Origin of the sequence: Enterobacter sp. Ag1, assembly GCA_000277545.1 — a bacterium.
Taxonomy (GTDB): Bacteria; Pseudomonadota; Gammaproteobacteria; order Enterobacterales; family Enterobacteriaceae; genus Cedecea.
In genome coordinates, this window is the sequence record AKXM01000004.1 from 245549 (window position 1) to 264534 (window position 18986).

The following is an 18986-nucleotide window of genomic DNA, read 5'->3' on the forward strand; positions in this document are numbered from 1 at the left end:
TTCCCTGTTTCTCGCCGCAAGCAATGAAGCGTAACGTTATCATCAAAGTGTAGCGGGATATCAGAGCGCGAAAAAAATAAAAAAAGATAAGATAAAAAAACACCGCATAAGCGGTGTTCTATATTATTCATGTCGCTGACGTCAGCTCTTACGAGACGGAGTATTGGTCTCCTTTTCCCCTCTTATTTGGCAACCTATTCAGCCTTATTCCCGGCCTTGCTTCGATGGTCACCGCTAAAACCGGGTACATCTTCAGAAAATCGCGCAGTCCTCGCATCTCGCTCGTAGCCCTGTGATTCGCCCAGGACACCATACAGCTCAGGCCGACGGCCGTGAATCCACCTGCGGCCGGTAGACATCGGCAGCAACTCCAGATCGAGGTCGGCGTACACGATCGTATCCTCAAAGGAGCCCGTTTCGGTAACGATCCTGCCGTAGGGATCAATAACCATGGCATTTCCTGTCCGAACCTCTCCGTTATCCAGGCCGACGCCATTACTGAACAGAATGAAAAAGCCATTATCATGCGCGCGAGAAGGTAGCCAGCGCATCAGCCAGCCCCGGCCGCTGTCCCCGCGCAAGGCTTCCTCCAGCGTTTGCGGGTCGTTATGTCTGTTTTCCCAGAGGCTGGGGGAAATAGGTTTCATGCCGAAGGGACTTCGCGAATGGGTTCCTCCAGTCTGGTGTGGAGCGATAAGAACATCGGCGCCCAACAAGGCCGTAATGCGCGCATTTTCCACGAGATTATTATCCCAGCAGATAAGCACCCCGACACGCACTCCCCACGGCGTGTCAAAAACAGTAAAACTGTTGCCGGAGGAAATATCAGGGTGTTCAAACGCGTGGAGCTTCCTGTGCACATGCCGCGTGCCATCCGGCATGCAGATGGCGTAGGCATTATACAGGCGTTCGTCGCTGCTCTTTTCAATGAACCCGGCGCCAATAGCCATCTGGTATTTTTCTGCAAGTGCGGCGACCCAGGCTAATGATGCGCTCTCGTCAGCCCGCTCAGACAACGCATTCAGCGCCTGGCGGCTGAGGTCCGGCACATGCCAGTATCCGGTAATGCACATTTCAGGGAAGGCCAGAATCTTTACCTCCTCCTGGGCGGCCTGAATAATAAATTTTTCCATCACCGATAAATTGTACTGTTTATCTCCCGCCCGGTGGCAGAACTGCACTGTGGCAGTTCGAATAGTGGTATCCATTTTGCGCTCCTTATTCAACGATTCGGAGGCTATTCCATCAGAGAGCATGTTCGCGTGTATAATCACGGTTTCGCCCCATACGATAACCAGACGGAATGGATATAAAACTGCTGCGCGCTTTCGTTACCCTCTCACAGTCAGGGTCGTATCATTCAGCCGCTGAAAAACTGTGCGTCACGCAACCTGCACTGACCAAACAAATCCAGACGCTGGAGTTTCTTTCCGGCATCACGCTATTTCAGCGAGGTCGCCACGGGGCAAGGCTGACCGTGGCAGGAGAGCTGCTGCTCCCAGGAGCCGCTGCGGTACTCGAACGCCACGATCTTTTCTGTTCCGAAGTGGCCGATATTCAGAAAGGGCGGGCGGGGAAACTGACCATGGGCTTTGGGATCTCGTCCTTCCAGTTGGCCCCTCGGCAGGTGGCTGTTTTTCGCAGCCAGTTTCCGGATGTGCGGGTATCCCTGAATGATATGTCCTCTGCAGAACAGTTTCGGCAGCTAATGGAGGGCAGTCTTCAGGTTGGGTTTGTGCGATTGCCTGCGCCTGCACAGCTGGAAAGTCGAATCCTGGCGGAAGAGCGGCTGGTTCTTGCCGTGGCTCAGGCGCCTAATACGGAAACAGCTGCGGCAACAGAGTTGCTGCAAATGAGCCAACTGCTGCAGCTATCCCGCAATCGGGGAGAAGGGCTGTCGGCACAGGCAGCGCGTTTTCTCTCAGGCAATAATCTCGCTCCCCGTACCGTTTCAGCGGCAGATGATATTCAGACTTTGCTGGCGCTGGTTGCCGCCGGAGAGGGCGTGGCATTACTGCCGGCGGGGGTAAGCCATATTCTGCCAGCCGGAGTCAGGCTTGTGGTACTTGAAGGTGAAGATACCACCTGGCAAACGGGCATAGCCTGGAATGCTCAGTTAAACGATCCTGTGCGAGATCGCTTCCTGCAGATGGTGACCGGCTAATTGAATTTTAGATATTGAATGTCGGGGAAAGAACAAGCGGATGCTCAGTAAAACGATGTGAGCGGGAAATACCTTACGGTACTCCCCGCTCATTTTATAACGAACGCGGCTTATCGTTTAAGCCGCGTTTCTTGGTTACGGCTTAATCGCACTGAACCTTAATGGCCAGCCCGCCTCGCGATGTTTCGCGGTATTTGGCGTTCATGTCTTTACCGGTTTCGTACATGGTCTCAATGACCTTATCGAGCGAAACGCGCGGGGCGCTGGTACGACGCATCGCCATACGGGTGGCGTTGATAGCCTTCACCGAGGCAATCGCATTCCGCTCGATACATGGCACCTGTACCTGGCCGGCGACCGGGTCACAGGTCAGGCCGAGGTTATGTTCCATACCGATTTCCGCCGCAACGCAAACCTGTTCCGGGCTTGCGCCCATGATTTCAGCCAGGCCCGCCGCCGCCATCGAACAGGCAACGCCGACTTCACCCTGGCAGCCTACTTCAGCGCCAGAAATAGAGGCGTTCATTTTGTACAGTACGCCAATAGCGCCGGAGGCCAGGAAGTAGCGAATCCAGGTGTCCGGCGTGACCGGCTCGATAAAGTGGTCGTAGTAGGCCAGCACCGCAGGTACGATCCCGCAGGCACCGTTGGTTGGCGCGGTCACAACGCGGCCACCTGCGGCGTTCTCTTCGTTCACCGCCAGGGCAAACATGTTCACCCAGTCAACCACGTTCATTGGATCGTTGGACAGCTTGTCGCTGGACACCAGCATCCGGCGCAGGGCAGAGGCGCGGCGCGGCACGCGCAGCGGGCCAGGCAGCACGCCTTCGGTATTCATCCCGCGATCGATACAGGCACGCATGGTTTGCCAGATATTGGCGAAGTAATCTTCGATTTCCTCGCGGCTGTGCAGCGCCAGTTCGTTCTGCATTACCATGCCGGATACGGAAAGCCCGGTGTCCTTGCAGTGCTGCAGCATTTCCTGTGCGGAATGGAATGGATAAGGCACGGTGACTTCGCTGGCCGCATCTTTACCAAAGTGTTCTTCGTCGACGATGAAGCCGCCGCCGATGGAATAATAGGTTTTGCTGTAGATCCCTTTGTCGCCGTTATAGGCGTGGATCTGCATGCCGTTTTCATGCAGCGGCAGGTTGTCGCTGCGAAAACGCATGCCGTTATCCTGCGGGAAATCGACCTCATGACGACCCTGAGCAATTAGCAGGCGACCGCGGGTTTCCACGTCGCGAATAAAAGCCGGAATAGCGTCGATATCGACGTTATCCGGCTGGTTGCCGGCCAGACCCATAATAATCGCGATATCGGTGTGGTGGCCTTTCCCCGTCAGGGAAAGAGAACCGTAAACGTCCACCGCGATGCGGGTGGTACTGTCCAGCAGTCCCTGTTCGATCAGTGCGTCGACAAACTGTTTCCCGGCCTTCATTGGCCCGACGGTATGGGAGCTGGAAGGCCCGATGCCGACTTTGAACATGTCGAATATGCTAATCACTCTAAAACTCCTCTGATAGCACCCTGTTTCATGGAACATGATGCTTTGAAATGGCTAAGCGCTAGTTTAAAAATTTATTGGTTCCACCAGGAAACTATTCACATGAATTAAACTAATGCTTAACCATAAATCACCTAATAGCAGATGATTTATGGTCTTTCTGTTGCTTAAATATAGCCATTTTCAGCGTTTTAAAGTGTCGCCTGGATCGCTATCTACCTGTAAAGAGAGTTCGCGAATAATCCCCGCCGTCATCCCCCAGACAAAATAGCGTTGATACCAGGAAAGCCAGACGCGATGCGCGTTGCCGCGGCGATGGATATCTAACGGATGGTAGCGCCCAAGGCTCAGCGCCTCGGCGAGCGGCATTTCAAATACCGCAGAAACTTCATCTTCACTGGCGCGCCAAGGCAAATCAGGGGGAATGATGCCGACAATCGGCGTGACCTGGAAACCCGTCACGCTGTCCACCGGTGGAAGCGTGCCGATAACCTCGACGGATTCTGGTGGAATGGCGACTTCTTCCTGGGCCTCCCGCAGCGCGGCGGCTATCAGCGAACTGTCGGTGTCGTCTACCGCTCCACCGGGGAAGGCCACCTGGCCTGCATGTTTGCGCAGCATCAGCGAGCGCTGGGTGAGTAAAAGCCCCGGCTGAGGGCGCCGCACAATGGGTACCAGCACCGCCGCCTGACGTTTGTTGCTGACCGGCCCGCTGTCTGCCGGGCGTAGCAGTTGAAACCGGGTAAGGAAATCATTCAGCGTCAGGGACGAACCAGGCATGCATTAATTCTCCAGTAAGGGCAGGATACGATTAACTTTATCAAAAGTTTCCTGATATTCCGCCGCCTCGTGACTGTCGGCAACGATCCCGCCGCCGGCAGAGCAATATAATTTCCCGCCTTCGGCAGTGAGCGTACGGATGGTGATGCTGGTATCCATTTTTTCGCAGAAGCTTATGTAGCCGATACTGCCACACCATGCGTTACGCCGCTGGGGCTCAAGCTCTTCAATAATTTCCATTGCCCGCACTTTGGGGGCACCGGTGATTGAACCTCCGGGGAAGGTGGCGCGCAGGAGATCGCAGGCGCTAAGCGTCTCAGGCAGCCTGGCGGTAATCGTGCTCACCAGGTGATGCACCGCAGGGAAAGGCTCCACCACAAACAGCTCTGGCACTTTGACGCTGCCCGGCACCGCAACGCGGCCAATGTCGTTGCGCAGCAAATCAACAATCATCAGATTTTCAGCGCGATCTTTTGGCGAGTTCGCCAGGCGTTCAGCTTGCGCTGCGTCGGCCTGCGGATCGGCAAGACGAGGCAGCGTGCCTTTAATCGGGCGGGTTTGAATCTGCTTGTCTTCGAGCAGAACAAACCGCTCCGGGGAAAGGCTAAGAATACAGCTGTCCGGCAGCCGCAGAAAAGCGCTGAACGGCGCGCGGTTCGCCTGATTCAGCGTTTCGAAAGCCTGCCATTCATCCCCTTCATAGCGGGCGTGGAACCGCTGAGCCAGGTTAACCTGGTAGCAGTCTCCGCTGCTGAGATAAGCCTGGATCTGGCGGAACTTCTCGCCGTACGTTTCGCGGGACATATTGGACTGCCACTGGCTGGTCAGCCGGAAAGGCTGAACATTTTGCCGGGGCGAGAGTGCATTCAGCCAGGCCAGACGAGCTTCAATGTCTCCCCTGCAAACCAGCGTCAGACGCTGCAGATGATGGTCTGCAATCAGCGCCCAGTCATAAATGCCGACGGCCATGTCCGGCGTGGTTAAATCCTGTTCTGCCGTCGCGGGGATTTTCTCAAAGCGGCGGCCCAGATCGTAGCTAAATAGCCCCAGCGCGCCGCCGCAGAACGGAATATCGCTAGTGGGCGTGGTGGCAAGGCCACAGCTGTCCAGCGTTTGCTGTAACAGTTCAAGCGGGCATTCGTTGTGTTGTGATGAAAGCCCGTGGCGTTCAATCACGGTTTCCTGGCCGCGTGTGACCAGCGTTGCAAGCGGGCTGGCAACCATAATATCAAAACGGTTATGCGGATGATCGGCAAAGCCAGAGTGAAGCAGCATGGCCCAGGGCTGAGTGGAAACCGAGCGGAAATAGTGCTGAACGGCATCGGCCTGCCAGCTGAGTTCGCGAAAAACGGGGGAGGTTGTAACATTCATCTTGGTAGCATCGTCAGGAGCAGAGTAAAATAGCGACTTCAGCACTGTAACAGGACTTAAACATGATTTCAGGATTACCGGCGCTTAGCCACGAGCAGCAGCAGCAGGCCGTCGAGCGTATTCACGAACTGATGGCCGACGGCATGAGCAGCGGCGAAGCCATCGCCCTCGTAGCCAGTGAGATTCGTGCCTCGCATACCGGGGGTAACGTCGCCGTACGCTTTGAAGATGAAGACGGCGAAGAAGAAGACCCGCAGGACTAGCCGGGCCTTAGCGACTTAGCGTTACACTGCCGCGATGATTTTGATTTCCACTTTGTAGCGCGGGTTCATCAACTTAGCCTGTACGGTGCAGCGTACCGGCGCTTTACCCGCCACGACCCACTCATCCCACGCTCTATTCATCGCCGCAAAATCTTCGCCATCCGGCAGGAAAATCGTTGCATCCAGAATGCGGGTCTTGTCGCTGCCGAGTTCGGCCAGCAGGGTGTCGATTTGCTGCAGGGTATTTGCCGTCTGCTGGTAGGCGTCAGCATCCAGGTTTTCCGGGACGCCGGTGTAGTACACGGTCTGGTTATGGATAACCGCATCAGACCAGCGGGCTTCAGGTTTTATACGCGCAATACTCATGGCAACTCCTTAACAACAAACGATATGTGCGGCACAGACTGCCACAATCCGCCGCCCGGTGCCACCGCCTGGCTGGATAAACCTCGCCGGGGCTGACATAATCACTGGCAATTTAACCAGGGGGTAACGTGACGGACGATTTTGCAGCAGACGGCCAACTGGCTAAGGTCATTCCGGGCTTCAAGCCGCGTGAAGCTCAGCGTGAAATGGCGGAGGCCGTAACCCGGGCGATTCAAGCCGGCGGCGAGCTGGTGGTAGAGGCCGGTACCGGTACAGGGAAAACATACGCTTATCTTGCCCCCGCGCTGCGTTCTGGCAAAAAAGTCATTATTTCTACCGGCTCAAAAGCGCTGCAGGATCAGCTGTTTTCTCGCGATCTGCCGACGATATCCCGTGCGCTGAAATTTACCGGTCGCGTGGCGTTGCTGAAAGGGCGCTCTAACTATCTTTGCCTGGAAAGGCTGGAGCAGCAGTCGCTGGCGGGCGGTGATTTGCCCGTGCAGGCGTTAAGCGACGTGATGCATTTGCGCGGCTGGGCCAGTGAAACCGTGGATGGCGATATCAGCACCTGTGGGTCCGTCGCCGAAGATTCCACCGTCTGGCCGATGGTCACCAGCACCAACGATAACTGTCTGGGGCAGGATTGTCCGCAGTATCAGGACTGCTTTGTGGTCAAGGCGCGTAAAAAGGCGATGGATGCCGACGTGGTGGTGGTGAACCATCACTTGTACCTGGCCGACATGGTAGTGAAGGAGAGCGGCTTCGCGGAGCTTATTCCCGAGGCTCAGGTGACAATTTTCGATGAAGCCCACCAGATCCCGGATATCGCCAGCCAGTATTTTGGCCAGTCTATCTCCAGCCGGCAGTTGCTCGACCTCGCCAAAGACATTTCCATTGCCTACCGCACGGAAGTCCGTGACGCGCAGCAGCTGCAAAAAAGCGCCGACAGCCTTGCCCAGCGCACGCAGGACTTCCGCCTGCAAATAGGCGACCCGGGCTACCGGGGGAACCTGCGGGAGCTGCTTGCGGACGCGAATATCCAGCGTTCGCTGCTGCTGCTCGATGATGCCCTGGAGCTGTGTTATGACGTGGCAAAGCTTTCTCTTGGCCGCTCGGCGCTGCTGGATGCCGCATTTGAACGCGCGGTAATTTACCGTGGGCGAATTAAACGGCTGAAAGAGATTAATCAGCCGGGCTACAGCTACTGGTATGAATGCAACGCCCGCCACTTCACGCTGGCCCTGACGCCCCTGTCCGTGGCCGACAAGTTTAAGGAAGTCATTCGTGAAAAAGCGGGCTGCTGGGTCTTTACCTCGGCCACGCTTGCGGTGAATGACAATATGAGCCATTTCACCGAGCGGCTGGGTATCGACGAAGCAGAAACACTGCTGCTTGCCAGCCCGTTTGATTACGCTAAACAGGCGCTGCTGTGCGTGCCGAGAGGGCTGCCGACGCCGAATCAGCCCCACGCTGGCCGTCACCTGGCTAACCTGTTGCGCCCGCTCATTGAGGCGAACAACGGGCGCTGCTTTATGCTCTGTACCTCCCACGCCATGATGCGCGACCTGGCGGAACAGTTCCGGGCCACCATGACGTTGCCCGTGCTGCTGCAGGGGGAAACCAGCAAAGGCCAACTGCTGCAGCAATTTGTTGAGGCCGGTAATGCCCTGCTGGTGGCGACCAGCAGCTTCTGGGAAGGCGTAGACGTGCGCGGCGACGCGCTCTCCCTGGTTATCATCGACAAACTTCCCTTTACTTCGCCGGACGATCCGCTGCTCAAGGCTCGCATGGAAGATTGCCGCATTCGCGGGGGCGATCCATTTGACGATGTCCAACTGCCTGACGCGGTGATCACCCTTAAGCAGGGTGTCGGTCGCCTCATCCGCGATGTGGAAGACCGTGGGGTCCTGGTTATCTGCGATAACCGCCTGGTCATGCGTCCGTATGGCGCTGTTTTCCTTAACAGCCTGCCGCCCACGCCGCGTACCCGGGATATAAATCGGGCAGTTGAGTTCCTCAATGCCTCTGGTGCGCAGTAATTTGTGCCAGGCTATGGTATGATGCGCGCCGTTTTTTGACCTTATCTCCGCCAGAGGTTGGCAAGCCCATGCGAATTTTAGCCATCGATACCGCAACAGAAGCCTGTTCTGTTGCCCTGCAAAACGACGCGGCGTCCTACGCCCATTTCGAACTCTGCCCGCGTGAGCACACGCAAAGAATTTTACCGCTGGTCAAAGAGATCCTGAACCAGGGCGGGATTACTTTGTCTGAGGTGAACGCACTTGCCTACGGGCGTGGGCCGGGCAGTTTCACCGGTGTGCGCATTGGGATTGGGATTGCGCAGGGGCTGGCGCTGGGTGCTGAGCTGCCGATGATTGGCGTTTCAACGCTGGCGACAATGGCTCAGGGCGCATGGCGCAGAACGGGCGCCACCCGCGTACTCGCCGCAATAGATGCCCGCATGGGCGAAGTTTATTGGGCTGAATATGAGCGTGACGAGCAGGGCGTGTGGCACGGTGAAGCAAGCGAAGCCGTCCTTAAGCCTGAAGACGTTGCCGGGCGGTTGAAGCATCTGAGCGGCACCTGGGCTACAGTCGGAACAGGCTGGCAGGCCTGGCCTGATATGGCGAAGGATAGCGGACTTTTGTTGCAGGACGGTGAAACTACGCTGCCTGAAGCTGAAGATATGCTTCCTCTGGCGCAGCAGGCGTTTAGCGCCGGCAAAACCGTCGCCGTCGAGCATGCGGAGCCTGTCTACCTGCGTAACGAAGTCACCTGGAAAAAGCTACCTGGCAGAGAGTAAGACCGACCCCGCTAAACGGCGGGCAGGTTAAGGAGATGAGGTATGGCTGTTTGTAATGTCAAAAAATGCAGCTGGCTGCTGGCCGCCGCTGCGGCGCTGGTCCTGAGCGGCTGCGTGAGCGTGCCGGATGCAATTAAAGGGACTTCCGCCACCCCACAGCAGGATCTGACGGCGGTGATGAGTGCGCCCCAGCTCTATGTCGGGCAGGAAGCGCGCTTTGGCGGGCGAGTGGTGAACGTGGACAACCTGAAGGGCAAAACTCGCCTGGAGATTGCCACCGTCAGCCTCGATGAAGGTGCCCGTCCGGCATTGAATGAGCCTTCGCAAGGGCGCATTTATGCCGACGTCAATGGCTTCCTTGATCCGGTAGATTTCCGCAATCAGTTGGTGACCGTCGTCGGGCCAATTACCGGCACGGCAGAAGGTAAGATTGGTCAGACGCCCTATAAATTCATGACCATGCAGGCAACGGGATACAAACGCTGGAACGTAGTCCAGCAGGTCGTCATGCCGCCGCAGCCGATCGATCCGTGGTTCTGGGGCGGGCCTTACCCGTATCGCCACCATTACGACATGTGGGGCGGCGGCTGGTACAATCCGGGGCCTGCACAGGTGCAAACCGTTGTAACCGAATAATCTGTTGTTTTTAAAATGTTTTCAAACAGCGGCCTGGCCGCTGTTTGTTTTTATCCAGGACGGATGAAAAAATTTAGTGATGTGCTTCGCAACCTTTAATCAGGCTAATTAATAAACTGGTACGCTGAGTTAATATTATGTTAACGAAATGTATTCCCTGGGGTTGTGATGACGACAAATAATAATTTCAGAGGTGGATCCTTGAATAAGGTTTGGCTTAACCGCTACCCGGCCGACGTTGCGGCTGAAATAAATCCCGACCGCTATCAATCCCTGGTTGATATGTTTGAGCAGGCTGTCACTCGCTACGCTGACAAACCCGCTTTTATCAACATGGGGGAGGTGATGACCTTCCGCAAACTGGAAGAGCGCAGCCGGGCATTTGCCGCGTACCTTCAGCAGGGGCTGGGCCTGAAAAAAGGCGACCGCGTGGCGCTGATGATGCCAAACCTGCTGCAGTATCCTGTCGCGCTGTTCGGCATTCTGCGCGCCGGTATGGTGGTGGTTAACGTTAACCCGCTCTATACTCCGCGAGAGCTGGAGCACCAGCTGAATGACAGCGGGGCCAGCGCGATTGTGATCGTGTCAAACTTTGCCCATACGCTGGAGAAAGTGGTCGAAAAAACCCAGGTGAAACACGTCATCCTGACTCGACTGGGGGACCAGATCTCCGGGCCGAAGGGGACGCTGGTTAACTTCGTGGTGAAGTACATCAAGCGTCTGGTGCCCAAATACCATCTGCCGCACGCCATCTCTTTCCGTCGGGCGCTGCAAAGCGGTTACCGCATGCAGTACATCAAACCTGAAATTATCAATGGCGATTTAGCCTTCCTGCAGTACACCGGCGGCACAACCGGCGTAGCTAAAGGCGCCATGCTGACGCACCGTAATATGCTGGCCAACCTCGAGCAGGTCAGGGCGGCATACAGCCCGCTACTGCACGAAGGTAAAGAGCTGGTGGTGACTCCGCTGCCGCTGTACCACATTTTTGCTCTGACCATTAACTGCCTGCTGTTTATCGACATGGGGGGGCAGAACCTGTTGATTACCAACCCACGCGACATTCCGGGACTGGTAAAAGAGCTGGCAAAATATCCTTTCACTGCCATGACCGCCGTGAATACGTTGTTTAACGCGTTACTGAATAACAAAGAGTTCCAGCAGCTTGATTTTTCAAGCCTTCACCTCGCTGCGGGCGGCGGTATGCCCGTCCAGCACGCTGTTGCCGAACGTTGGGAAAAACTCACGGGCCGCTTCCTGCTTGAAGGCTATGGCCTGACGGAATGCGCGCCGCTGGTCAGCGCGAACCCGCATGATATGGATTATCACAGCGGATCTATTGGCCTGCCGGTGCCGTCCACCGATGTGAAGCTGATAGACGACCAGGGCAATGAAGTACCGCCCGGTGAGCCTGGTGAACTGTGCGTTAAAGGCCCGCAGGTAATGCTGGGCTACTGGCAGCGACCGAAAGAAACGGATGAAATCATTAAAGACGGCTGGCTGCGCACCGGGGATATTGCGGTAATGAACGAAGAAGGCTTCATGAACATCGTTGACCGCAAAAAAGACATGATCCTCGTTTCCGGCTTCAACGTTTATCCGAACGAAATTGAAGATGTGGTCATGCAGAACGAAGGCGTGCTTGAAGTCGCGGCGGTGGGTGTTCCTGCCGGGGTGAGCGGTGAGCAGGTGAAAATCTTTGTGGTGAAAAAAGATCCTGCCCTGACGGAAGAGGCGCTGATCGCCTTCTGTCGTCGCCAGTTAACCGGCTATAAAGTGCCTAAACTGATCGAATTCCGCACGGAACTGCCAAAATCGAACGTCGGGAAAATTTTACGACGAGAACTGCGTGACGAAGCGGGCAAGACAGGCAACAATAACGCCTGAGCTCCAAGTCACTCGTCCTGATGCCGGTTCGCCGGCATTTTTTATGGGCGCAACCTAAGAGAACTGAATTTGACTTACCAGATGATTACTACCGATGAAGGGCTGGCCGCCGTATGCCAGGCCGCTCGTCAGTTCCCCGCGCTGGCGCTGGACACCGAATTTGTTCGCACCAGAACCTATTACCCGCAGCTGGGGCTGATCCAGCTTTATGACGGCCAGCAGGTTTCGCTGATCGATCCTTTAGCCATCGGCGACTGGTCGCCGTTCAAGGCGTTGTTGCAGGATCCTGACACCATCAAGTATCTGCATGCGGGCAGCGAAGATCTCGAAGTCTTCCTGAATGCCTTTGGCATGCTGCCTGATCCGTTTATTGATACGCAAATTCTGGCCTCCTTTACTGGCCGCCCGCTGTCCTGCGGCTTTGCCACTATCGTTGAGTCTTACACCGGCATTGCGCTGGATAAAAGTGAATCCCGCACCGACTGGCTGGCGCGTCCACTCACGGAGAGGCAGTGTGAATACGCCGCGGCAGATGTGCTTTATTTGCTGCCTATCGCTGAGAAACTGATGGCCGAAACGGAAGCGGCGGGCTGGATAGGCGCGGCTCTCGATGAATGCCATCTGATGTGCTCCCGTCGTCGCGATCAGCTCGATCCGGAAGAAGCCTGGCGCGAAATAGGCAATGCCTGGCAGCTGCGTACCCGACAGCTGGCCTGCCTCAAGAAGCTGGCGGCCTGGCGCTTGCGTAAAGCCCGCGAGCGCGACATGGCGGTGAACTTTGTCGTCCGCGAAGAAAACCTGTGGCAGGTGGCGAGATACATGCCTGGCTCGTTGGGCGAACTGGACTCGCTTGGCCTGAGCGGCAGCGAAATTCGCTTCCACGGCAAAACGCTTATCGCCCTGGTGGCCGAGGCGCAGGCGCTGCCGGAGAGCGAGCTGCCGCAGCCGCTGCAAAACCTGGTGGATATGCCGGGCTATCGCAAAGTGTTTAAGGCCATTAAAGCCCTGGTGCAGGAAGTGAGCGAGGCTAAAGGGCTGAGCGCCGAATTACTGGCCTCCCGCCGCCAAATCAATCAGCTGTTAAACTGGCACTGGAAATTGAAACCGCAAAGTGTGGCACCGGAATTAATTAGCGGCTGGCGGGCAGAATTAATGGCAGAAGCGTTAACGAAATTGCTGGCGGAATACTGATTATTTATATGACCTGGGAATAATTACAGTATTGTTCTCGGGTTTGAATATATTGGCAAGCTGCAACAAGAATGAGCTGAATAAACGTTAAGTGACTGCGTAAAAATAAAACCCCCTGACAAATGCAGGGGGTTTTTTATTCATGCCGACTTACTGGCTTCTTCCGCTTCCGGGAGCGTCACGTTCAGCTCCAGAATCGAAATATCTCCATCCCGCTGCTCGAGCTGGACGCTGACCATTTCCGGGTCAATTTGCACGTATTTGCAAATCACGTCGAGAATGTCCTTGCGCAGCTGCGGCAGGTAATGCGGTTCCGCATCGCTACGGCGACGCTCAGCTACGATGATCTGTAAACGCTCTTTCGCGATGTTGGCGGTGTTCTTTTTTCGTGACAGAAAAAAGTCGAGTAATGCCATAACTTATCCTCCGAACAGGCGTTTCAGGAAACCCTTCTTCTCTTCTTCAATGAAGCGGAAAGGGCGTTCTTCGCCGAGCAGGCGTTCCACGGTATCGGCGTAGGCTTTGCCTGCATCCGATTCACCGTCAAGAATCACCGGCTCGCCCTGGTTGGACGCACGCAGCACTGACTGGTCTTCAGGGATAACGCCAACCAGCGGAATGCGCAGAATTTCGAGCACATCTTCCATGCTCAGCATATCGCCTTTATTGACGCGACCTGGGTTGTAGCGGGTCAGCAATAAATGCTCTTTAATCGGCTCTTCACCGTTTTCAGCGCGGCGGGATTTGGACGACAGAATGCCGAGGATTCGGTCTGAGTCACGCACCGAGGAGACTTCCGGGTTGGTGGTAATGACCGCTTCATCCGCGAAGTACAGCGCCATCAGCGCGCCGGTTTCGATACCTGCCGGGGAGTCACAAACGATAAACTCGAAGTCCATGTTTTTCAGGTCTTCCAGCACCTTGGCCACGCCTTCGCGGGTCAGAGCGTCTTTATCGCGGGTTTGTGAAGCAGGCAGGATATAGAGCTGTTCAGTGCGTTTATCGCGGATAAGCGCCTGATTCAGCGTGGCATCGCCCTGAATCACGTTAACGAAATCGTACACAACGCGGCGTTCGCAGCCCATGATCAGGTCAAGGTTACGCAGACCAATGTCGAAATCAATAACGACGGTTTTTCTTCCCTTTTGGGCCAGCCCCGTAGCGATGGCCGCGCTGGACGTGGTCTTACCGACGCCCCCTTTACCCGATGTAACAACAATAATGCGTGCCATAAAGGATTTCCTTGTTAAAAGGGCTTAATTCAAAGATTGAACGGAGAGCGCACCACTCGCCAGATTCAGGCGAGCCGCTTTTCCATAATAATCGGCTGGGATCTGCTCGCTCAGCCAGTACTCGCCCGCAATAGAGACAAGCTCTGCTACCAGGTTAGTACAAAATATTTGTGCATCACGATCGCCGCTTGCACCAGCCAGCGCACGGCCACGCATCATGCCGTAAATATGAATATTACCATCTGCTATCAGTTCTGCACCGGCGCTGACGTGATTGGTCACAATCAAGTCACAGTTTGGCGCATAAATGCGCTGCCCGGAACGGACCGGAGTATCAATTAAACGCGTTTTTGTGATCGGTGTAACATCCGGCGCGGTGACCACCACGGGCTCAGCAGGTGCGGCTTTTGGCGTTCTTGCGGCCTTTTCTTTCCCTTCGGTCAGCAAGGGCAGGCCAGCACGCTCAATTTCAGCCTTTAAAGCTTCATCTTTACAGCCGCTGATACCCACCACGCGCAGGCCGGTTGCGGTAACGGCCTGTTGTACTTTCTTCCAGTTGACGGAACCATCGAGACTGGCGACGTTAACGACCACCGGGGCATTCTTTAAGAATGCGGGAGCCTGGGCGATTTTATCTTCCAGAGCCTGGCGAATAACCTCAGGTTGTGCATCATGCAAATGAACCACAGATAAGGTAAAACTGCTGCCCTTTAACTCGATTGGCGTGTTTGACATCCTGGCCTTACTCAATTCAGTTTCAATCCCCACTATTGTGGGACGATATTCCGAAGTACATCAGGCATGTTATAGTCCAGCTTATATTCAGGCAAGCCACTCGCTGGCGAAAATAGAGTAAAAAAAATGTTTTGTGTGATCTACCGAAGTACTAAACGTGACCAGACATATCTTTATGTCGAAAAAAAAGACGATTTCTCCCGAGTGCCGGAAGAGCTGATGAAAGGCTTTGGCAAACCGGTCCTGTCGATGCTGTTGCCGCTGGACGGCAGTAAAAAACTGGCCAATGCCGATTTGGATAAAGTGAAACAGGCGCTGGAAACTGAGGGCTATTATTTACAGATCCCACCTCCGGTAGAAAGTTTGCTGACTATGCACCTGGAAAAGAGTCCTAAAAAATAAATTTCGGACTGAAGGTAAATCTTTTCCATGCTTTCACACGGAGAATGTGTGAAACACATTATTGAAGAAATGATGATGAAAAATGCAGCTTTGCGTTATACCTTCAGCGCCTTAATTCTTTCCAGCGGGGCCGGTTATCTTCTCGCTGCTGAGGCGACTCCCACAGCCGCCTCAGTTCCTCAAACTAGCCCGCGTCAAACCACCACGCTCGCTGAGCAAGGGCGAAATCCCGCTGAATTTCCGGCTTATGTCGAAAAATTAAAACAACAAGCCAGAGCAAAGGGCATCAGCAATGCGACGCTGGCAAAAGCCTTTGCCAATATTCATTTTGTCGATCGGGTCATTCAATCCGATCGCAATCAGCTGGAAAAGAAAATAACGCTGGATGACTATTTAAACCGCGTTATTACTCCCGCCAAAATCAAACAGGCGCGTAGCCTGGCCCGCCAGCACCGGGCAGAGCTGGAAAAAGTCAGCGCCAAAAGTGGCGTGCAGAGTCGCTACATCGTCGCGCTGTGGGCAATGGAAAGTAACTTCGGCAAGCTGCAGGGCAAAGAAGATGTCATTTCTGCTTTAGCGACGCTCGCATTTGAGGGACGTCGTGAAGCCTTTTTCATCAACGAACTGATAGCGGCGCTGAAAATCATCCAGCGAGGTGATGTCAGCGCGACGCAGATGAAAGGCTCATGGGCCGGGGCGATGGGGCAGAACCAGTTTATGCCGAGTTCGCTGCTGCGCTACGGCAAAGACGGCGATGGCGACGGCAAAATTGATATCTGGAATAACACCCGCGACGTTTTCGCTTCCACGGCAAACTACCTGGCGGTAGAGGGCTGGCAGCGTGGTGGGGCGTGGGGCTATGAAGTGAAACTGCCCACGGGCTTTAATACTTCGCTGCTGGGCACAAGCCAGAGGCAGGGCAAGTCCGTGGCCCAGTGGAAAAAACTAGGCGTGACGCTGCCAAAAGGCTCCCATCTTCCAGCGTCGTCAAAGAAAGCCTGGCTGGTGAAGCCAGACGATGGTTTGGATCGTTCGTTCCTGGTCTATAACAACTTCCGCACCCTGATGCACTGGAACCGTTCTTACTACTTTGCCATTAGCATCGGCAAAATGGCGGATGCCATCGCAGATAAATAAGGCACGCTTAGAAACACTTCCCCGGTATTCAGCAGGCATTTTTTTATCTAGTATCAAAGGCAGTTAACACACACGACACAGAGGAAAGGCATGTATCAACATCATAACTGGCAGGGTGCGCTGCTTGATTTTCCGGTAAACAAAGTAGTCTGTGTTGGCAGCAACTATGCCAAACATATTAAAGAGATGGGCAGTGCGACGCCGGACGAGCCGGTGGTGTTTATTAAGCCTGAAAGTGCCCTGTGCGATATTCGCCAGCCGCTGGCGTTACCACAGGAATTCGGCTCCGTGCATCATGAGGTAGAGCTGGCCATTCTGATCGGCTCAACCCTTAAGCAGGCAAGTGAAGAGCACGTGCAAAAAGCCATCGCCGGCTATGGTGTTGCGCTGGACCTTACGCTGCGCGATCTGCAGGCCAAACTGAAAAAAGCAGGCCAGCCGTGGGAAAAAGCCAAGGGCTTCGATAACTCTTGCCCAATTTCCGGGTTTATCCCTGCGGCACAGTTCACTCACGATCCGCAAAATACCCCGCTGGAGCTGAAGATCAACGGTGAAACTCGCCAGCAGGGCAATACCGAAGACATGATCCACAAGATCGTGCCGCTGATTGCCTATATGAGCAAGTTCTTCACCCTGCGTGCGGGGGATGTGATCCTGACCGGTACACCGGAGGGCGTAGGCCCGCTGCTTAGCGGCGATGAGCTGGAAGTGAGCTTTGCAGGTCACAGCCTGACGACGCGCGTTTTATAAACAATTTGCCGCTTCAGGGCGGCAAAACTTGCATCCGGGTGTCAGACTGTTTATAAGGTGCAGCTTAATTTTTAAATGCAGGAACCGCTATGACACCCACTCCTTTTTGGCAAAGTAAAACTCTCGACGAAATGAGCGACGCCGAGTGGGAATCCCTGTGCGACGGCTGCGGCCAGTGCTGCCTGCATAAGCTGATGGACGAAGACACCGACGAGATTTATTTCACCAACGTCGCCTGTAAGCAGCTCAATATCAAAACCTGTCAGTGCAAGAACTACGCCCGCCGTTTCGAATACGAGCCGGACTGCATCAAACTCACTCGCGACAATTTGCCGACTTTTGAGTGGCTGCCGCACACCTGCGCTTACCGCCTGCTGGCCGAAGGCAAACCGCTGCCGGAATGGCACCCGCTGATTACCGGTTCAAAAGCCGCCATGCACGGTGAGCGCATTTCCGTGCGTCATATCGCGGTGAAAGAGTCAGAGGTCCGCGACTGGCAGGATCATATCCTCAACAAGCCCGAGTGGGCTGACTAGCGTATTTCGATGCTGGTCGGGAATGAAAATAAATCCTTTATATAACCAATCTTGTGATAGGATAGACTTTCAATAACCAAAATAAGAGAGTTTTTATCCTGAATTTAACATTCCAGTGTCCGTCATGTGGCGGATCGCAGTATCGCACCTCCCCCTACGATGTCCGAGAATCAAATCCCCATGGCGCAGTCTGTATCTTTTGCAAATCCGCAATGCAGGCGTTCGCTCATCGTCCATTAAATGCGACCTTCTCCGGTTTTAGCCCGCTGGGGCAACAGTCTTTGGCTTCTTCCCAGCCGCGCTGTTAAGATTCCGTCCTCAAAGGAGGAAAAATGAAAAAACTAACAACCATCATGAGCCTATTGTTGCTCAGCGGCTGTGCGACGGCAGAGCGTGAGGCGCCGAAGCCTCCGCACAGCATAGGCATGGCGAACCCGGCTTCGGTTTACTGCCAGGCCAAAGGCGGGAAATCTGTGATGGTGAAAACGCCTGAGGGCGAAAGAAGTGACTGCCTGCTGCCAGGCGGGGAAAGAATTGATGAATGGGCTCTGTACCGGCGCGATCATTCCTGAAAAAAATAACCCACCGAAAGGTGGGTTATTTGTCTAACGTGTTTGTTAACTTAGCGGCCAAACAGATCGCGACGCTTAGGTTTGAAGAACTGGGCAATCAGCACCAGAACCGCGATTACCAGGAACACGGCGAAGATCCCGAGCAGCCACTGCACCATATCCAGCGACAGGAATTCCCACTGACGAACGGAGCAGTCACCGTTGGCAACAAAGACCTGCGGCAGCCATTTATCCAGCGGCAGCCAGCTTGGGAAGCGAGCGAAGAAATCACAGGTCACAAATGGGGACGGGTGAAGCTGCAGCATGGTGTGCTCCCATGCCAGCTGAACGCCTTTCCCTGCGCTGTAGAGCCAGATGGCCAGGGCGCCATAGCGAAGCGGGCTTTTAGGGGCTATCGCGCCCACGATGCCTGCCCCCATCACGCCAAACAGCGCGCAACGCTCATAAATACACATCACACAAGGTTTCAGCCCCATAACGTGCTGGAACCACAATGCCACCATCTCAAGCGCAAATGCCGTAAAGGCTAAAAGCAGCCAGGCGGTGCGCCCAAGAGAGCATTGGTTTAAATATCGCAACATAATCAGTTTCCCTGCAGCATGCGTAGAATCGGCAGTGTAAACCAATTCCCTTTTTGCGCCAGTAGCGCAGATG

General features: G+C 54.9%; 22 protein-coding genes. 13 read left to right on the top strand and 9 right to left on the bottom strand.

The genetic code is table 11. The features are described 5' to 3' along the window. Window positions 1–194 precede the first annotated feature (194 nt). Window positions 195–1208, bottom strand: coding sequence for a nitrilase family protein (locus A936_RS01895; protein ID WP_008454043.1), 1014 nt, complete (start codon window positions 1206–1208; stop codon window positions 195–197). Window positions 1209–1303: 95 nt separating this feature from the next. On the opposite strand from A936_RS01895, the gene A936_RS01900 reads away from it, so the two are divergent. Continuing rightward, window positions 1304–2164 (top strand): LysR family transcriptional regulator, encoded by an 861-nt coding sequence (locus A936_RS01900; RefSeq protein WP_008454046.1) that lies wholly within the window; start codon window positions 1304–1306, stop codon window positions 2162–2164. Window positions 2165–2306: 142 nt separating this feature from the next. Here the strand turns inward: A936_RS01900 and sdaA are convergent, their stop codons facing one another. From sdaA to pabB, 3 genes are all read right to left on the bottom strand, one after another. Then, window positions 2307–3671, bottom strand: coding sequence for an L-serine ammonia-lyase (gene sdaA, locus A936_RS01905; protein ID WP_008454048.1), 1365 nt, complete (start codon window positions 3669–3671; stop codon window positions 2307–2309). Window positions 3672–3854: 183 nt separating this feature from the next. Beyond that, window positions 3855–4451 carry a CoA pyrophosphatase gene (locus A936_RS01910; protein WP_008454050.1) on the bottom strand — a complete coding sequence of 199 codons (597 nt, stop codon included), beginning with the start codon at window positions 4449–4451 and terminating at the stop codon, window positions 3855–3857. Window positions 4452–4454: 3 nt separating this feature from the next. Next, window positions 4455–5822: an aminodeoxychorismate synthase component 1 gene (gene pabB, locus A936_RS01915; protein ID WP_008454051.1), complete on the bottom strand. Its 1368-nt coding sequence runs from the start codon at window positions 5820–5822 to the stop codon at window positions 4455–4457. Between the two features lie 62 nt (window positions 5823–5884). Between pabB and A936_RS01920 the strand changes: the two genes are divergently transcribed. Beyond that, window positions 5885–6085, top strand: coding sequence for a YoaH family protein (locus tag A936_RS01920; protein ID WP_008454053.1), 201 nt, complete (start codon window positions 5885–5887; stop codon window positions 6083–6085). A 21-nt stretch (window positions 6086–6106) separates the two neighbouring features. Here A936_RS01920 and A936_RS01925 read toward each other — a convergent pair whose 3' ends face one another. Next, on the bottom strand, window positions 6107–6451 hold the full coding sequence (locus tag A936_RS01925; RefSeq protein WP_008454054.1) for a RidA family protein: 345 nt from the start codon (window positions 6449–6451) through the stop codon (window positions 6107–6109). A 128-nt stretch (window positions 6452–6579) separates the two neighbouring features. Between A936_RS01925 and yoaA the strand changes: the two genes are divergently transcribed. From yoaA to rnd, 5 genes are all read left to right on the top strand, one after another. Next, window positions 6580–8490: a DNA repair helicase YoaA gene (gene yoaA, locus A936_RS01930; protein ID WP_008454055.1), complete on the top strand. Its 1911-nt coding sequence runs from the start codon at window positions 6580–6582 to the stop codon at window positions 8488–8490. A 68-nt stretch (window positions 8491–8558) separates the two neighbouring features. Then, window positions 8559–9254 (top strand): tRNA (adenosine(37)-N6)-threonylcarbamoyltransferase complex dimerization subunit type 1 TsaB, encoded by a 696-nt coding sequence (gene tsaB, locus A936_RS01935; RefSeq protein ID WP_008454058.1) that lies wholly within the window; start codon window positions 8559–8561, stop codon window positions 9252–9254. Window positions 9255–9296: 42 nt separating this feature from the next. Beyond that, on the top strand, window positions 9297–9890 hold the full coding sequence (locus tag A936_RS01940; protein WP_008454060.1) for a Slp family lipoprotein: 594 nt from the start codon (window positions 9297–9299) through the stop codon (window positions 9888–9890). A gap of 201 nt (window positions 9891–10091) precedes the next feature. Continuing rightward, on the top strand, window positions 10092–11777 hold the full coding sequence (gene fadD / locus A936_RS01945; protein ID WP_008454062.1) for a long-chain-fatty-acid--CoA ligase FadD: 1686 nt from the start codon (window positions 10092–10094) through the stop codon (window positions 11775–11777). Between the two features lie 69 nt (window positions 11778–11846). After that, window positions 11847–12968: a ribonuclease D gene (gene rnd / locus A936_RS01950; protein ID WP_008454065.1), complete on the top strand. Its 1122-nt coding sequence runs from the start codon at window positions 11847–11849 to the stop codon at window positions 12966–12968. Between the two features lie 140 nt (window positions 12969–13108). Here rnd and minE read toward each other — a convergent pair whose 3' ends face one another. From minE to minC, 3 genes are read right to left on the bottom strand one after another with little or no spacing between them, the layout of a single operon-like run. Beyond that, window positions 13109–13384: a cell division topological specificity factor MinE gene (gene minE / locus A936_RS01955; RefSeq protein WP_008454068.1), complete on the bottom strand. Its 276-nt coding sequence runs from the start codon at window positions 13382–13384 to the stop codon at window positions 13109–13111. 3 nt (window positions 13385–13387) lie between these two features. Beyond that, entirely contained in the window at window positions 13388–14200 is an 813-nt protein-coding gene (gene minD, locus A936_RS01960; protein WP_008454070.1) for a septum site-determining protein MinD, read from the bottom strand. 24 nt (window positions 14201–14224) lie between these two features. Continuing rightward, entirely contained in the window at window positions 14225–14935 is a 711-nt protein-coding gene (minC, locus tag A936_RS01965; RefSeq protein WP_008454072.1) for a septum site-determining protein MinC, read from the bottom strand. 126 nt (window positions 14936–15061) lie between these two features. On the opposite strand from minC, the gene A936_RS01970 reads away from it, so the two are divergent. From A936_RS01970 to A936_RS01990, 6 genes are all read left to right on the top strand, one after another. Further along, window positions 15062–15337 carry a YcgL domain-containing protein gene (locus A936_RS01970; protein ID WP_008454073.1) on the top strand — a complete coding sequence of 92 codons (276 nt, stop codon included), beginning with the start codon at window positions 15062–15064 and terminating at the stop codon, window positions 15335–15337. A gap of 75 nt (window positions 15338–15412) precedes the next feature. Further along, window positions 15413–16474, top strand: coding sequence for a lytic murein transglycosylase (locus tag A936_RS01975; protein ID WP_034807475.1), 1062 nt, complete (start codon window positions 15413–15415; stop codon window positions 16472–16474). A gap of 90 nt (window positions 16475–16564) precedes the next feature. After that, window positions 16565–17224, top strand: a complete 660-nt coding sequence (locus A936_RS01980) for a fumarylacetoacetate hydrolase family protein (protein WP_008454077.1) — start codon at window positions 16565–16567, stop codon at window positions 17222–17224. Between the two features lie 89 nt (window positions 17225–17313). Further along, complete coding sequence (gene ycgN / locus A936_RS01985; protein WP_008454079.1) at window positions 17314–17760, top strand: cysteine cluster protein YcgN; 447 nt, start codon at window positions 17314–17316, stop codon at window positions 17758–17760. Between the two features lie 98 nt (window positions 17761–17858). Then, window positions 17859–18068, top strand: a complete 210-nt coding sequence (gene ymcF, locus A936_RS24030; RefSeq protein WP_442892445.1) for a cold shock small protein YmcF — start codon at window positions 17859–17861, stop codon at window positions 18066–18068. Window positions 18069–18092: 24 nt separating this feature from the next. Continuing rightward, window positions 18093–18332: a putative hemolysin gene (locus tag A936_RS01990; protein WP_008454082.1), complete on the top strand. Its 240-nt coding sequence runs from the start codon at window positions 18093–18095 to the stop codon at window positions 18330–18332. Between the two features lie 50 nt (window positions 18333–18382). Here A936_RS01990 and dsbB read toward each other — a convergent pair whose 3' ends face one another. Next, window positions 18383–18913, bottom strand: a complete 531-nt coding sequence (gene dsbB, locus A936_RS01995; protein ID WP_008454083.1) for a disulfide bond formation protein DsbB — start codon at window positions 18911–18913, stop codon at window positions 18383–18385. Between the last annotated feature and the right edge of the window lie 73 nt (window positions 18914–18986).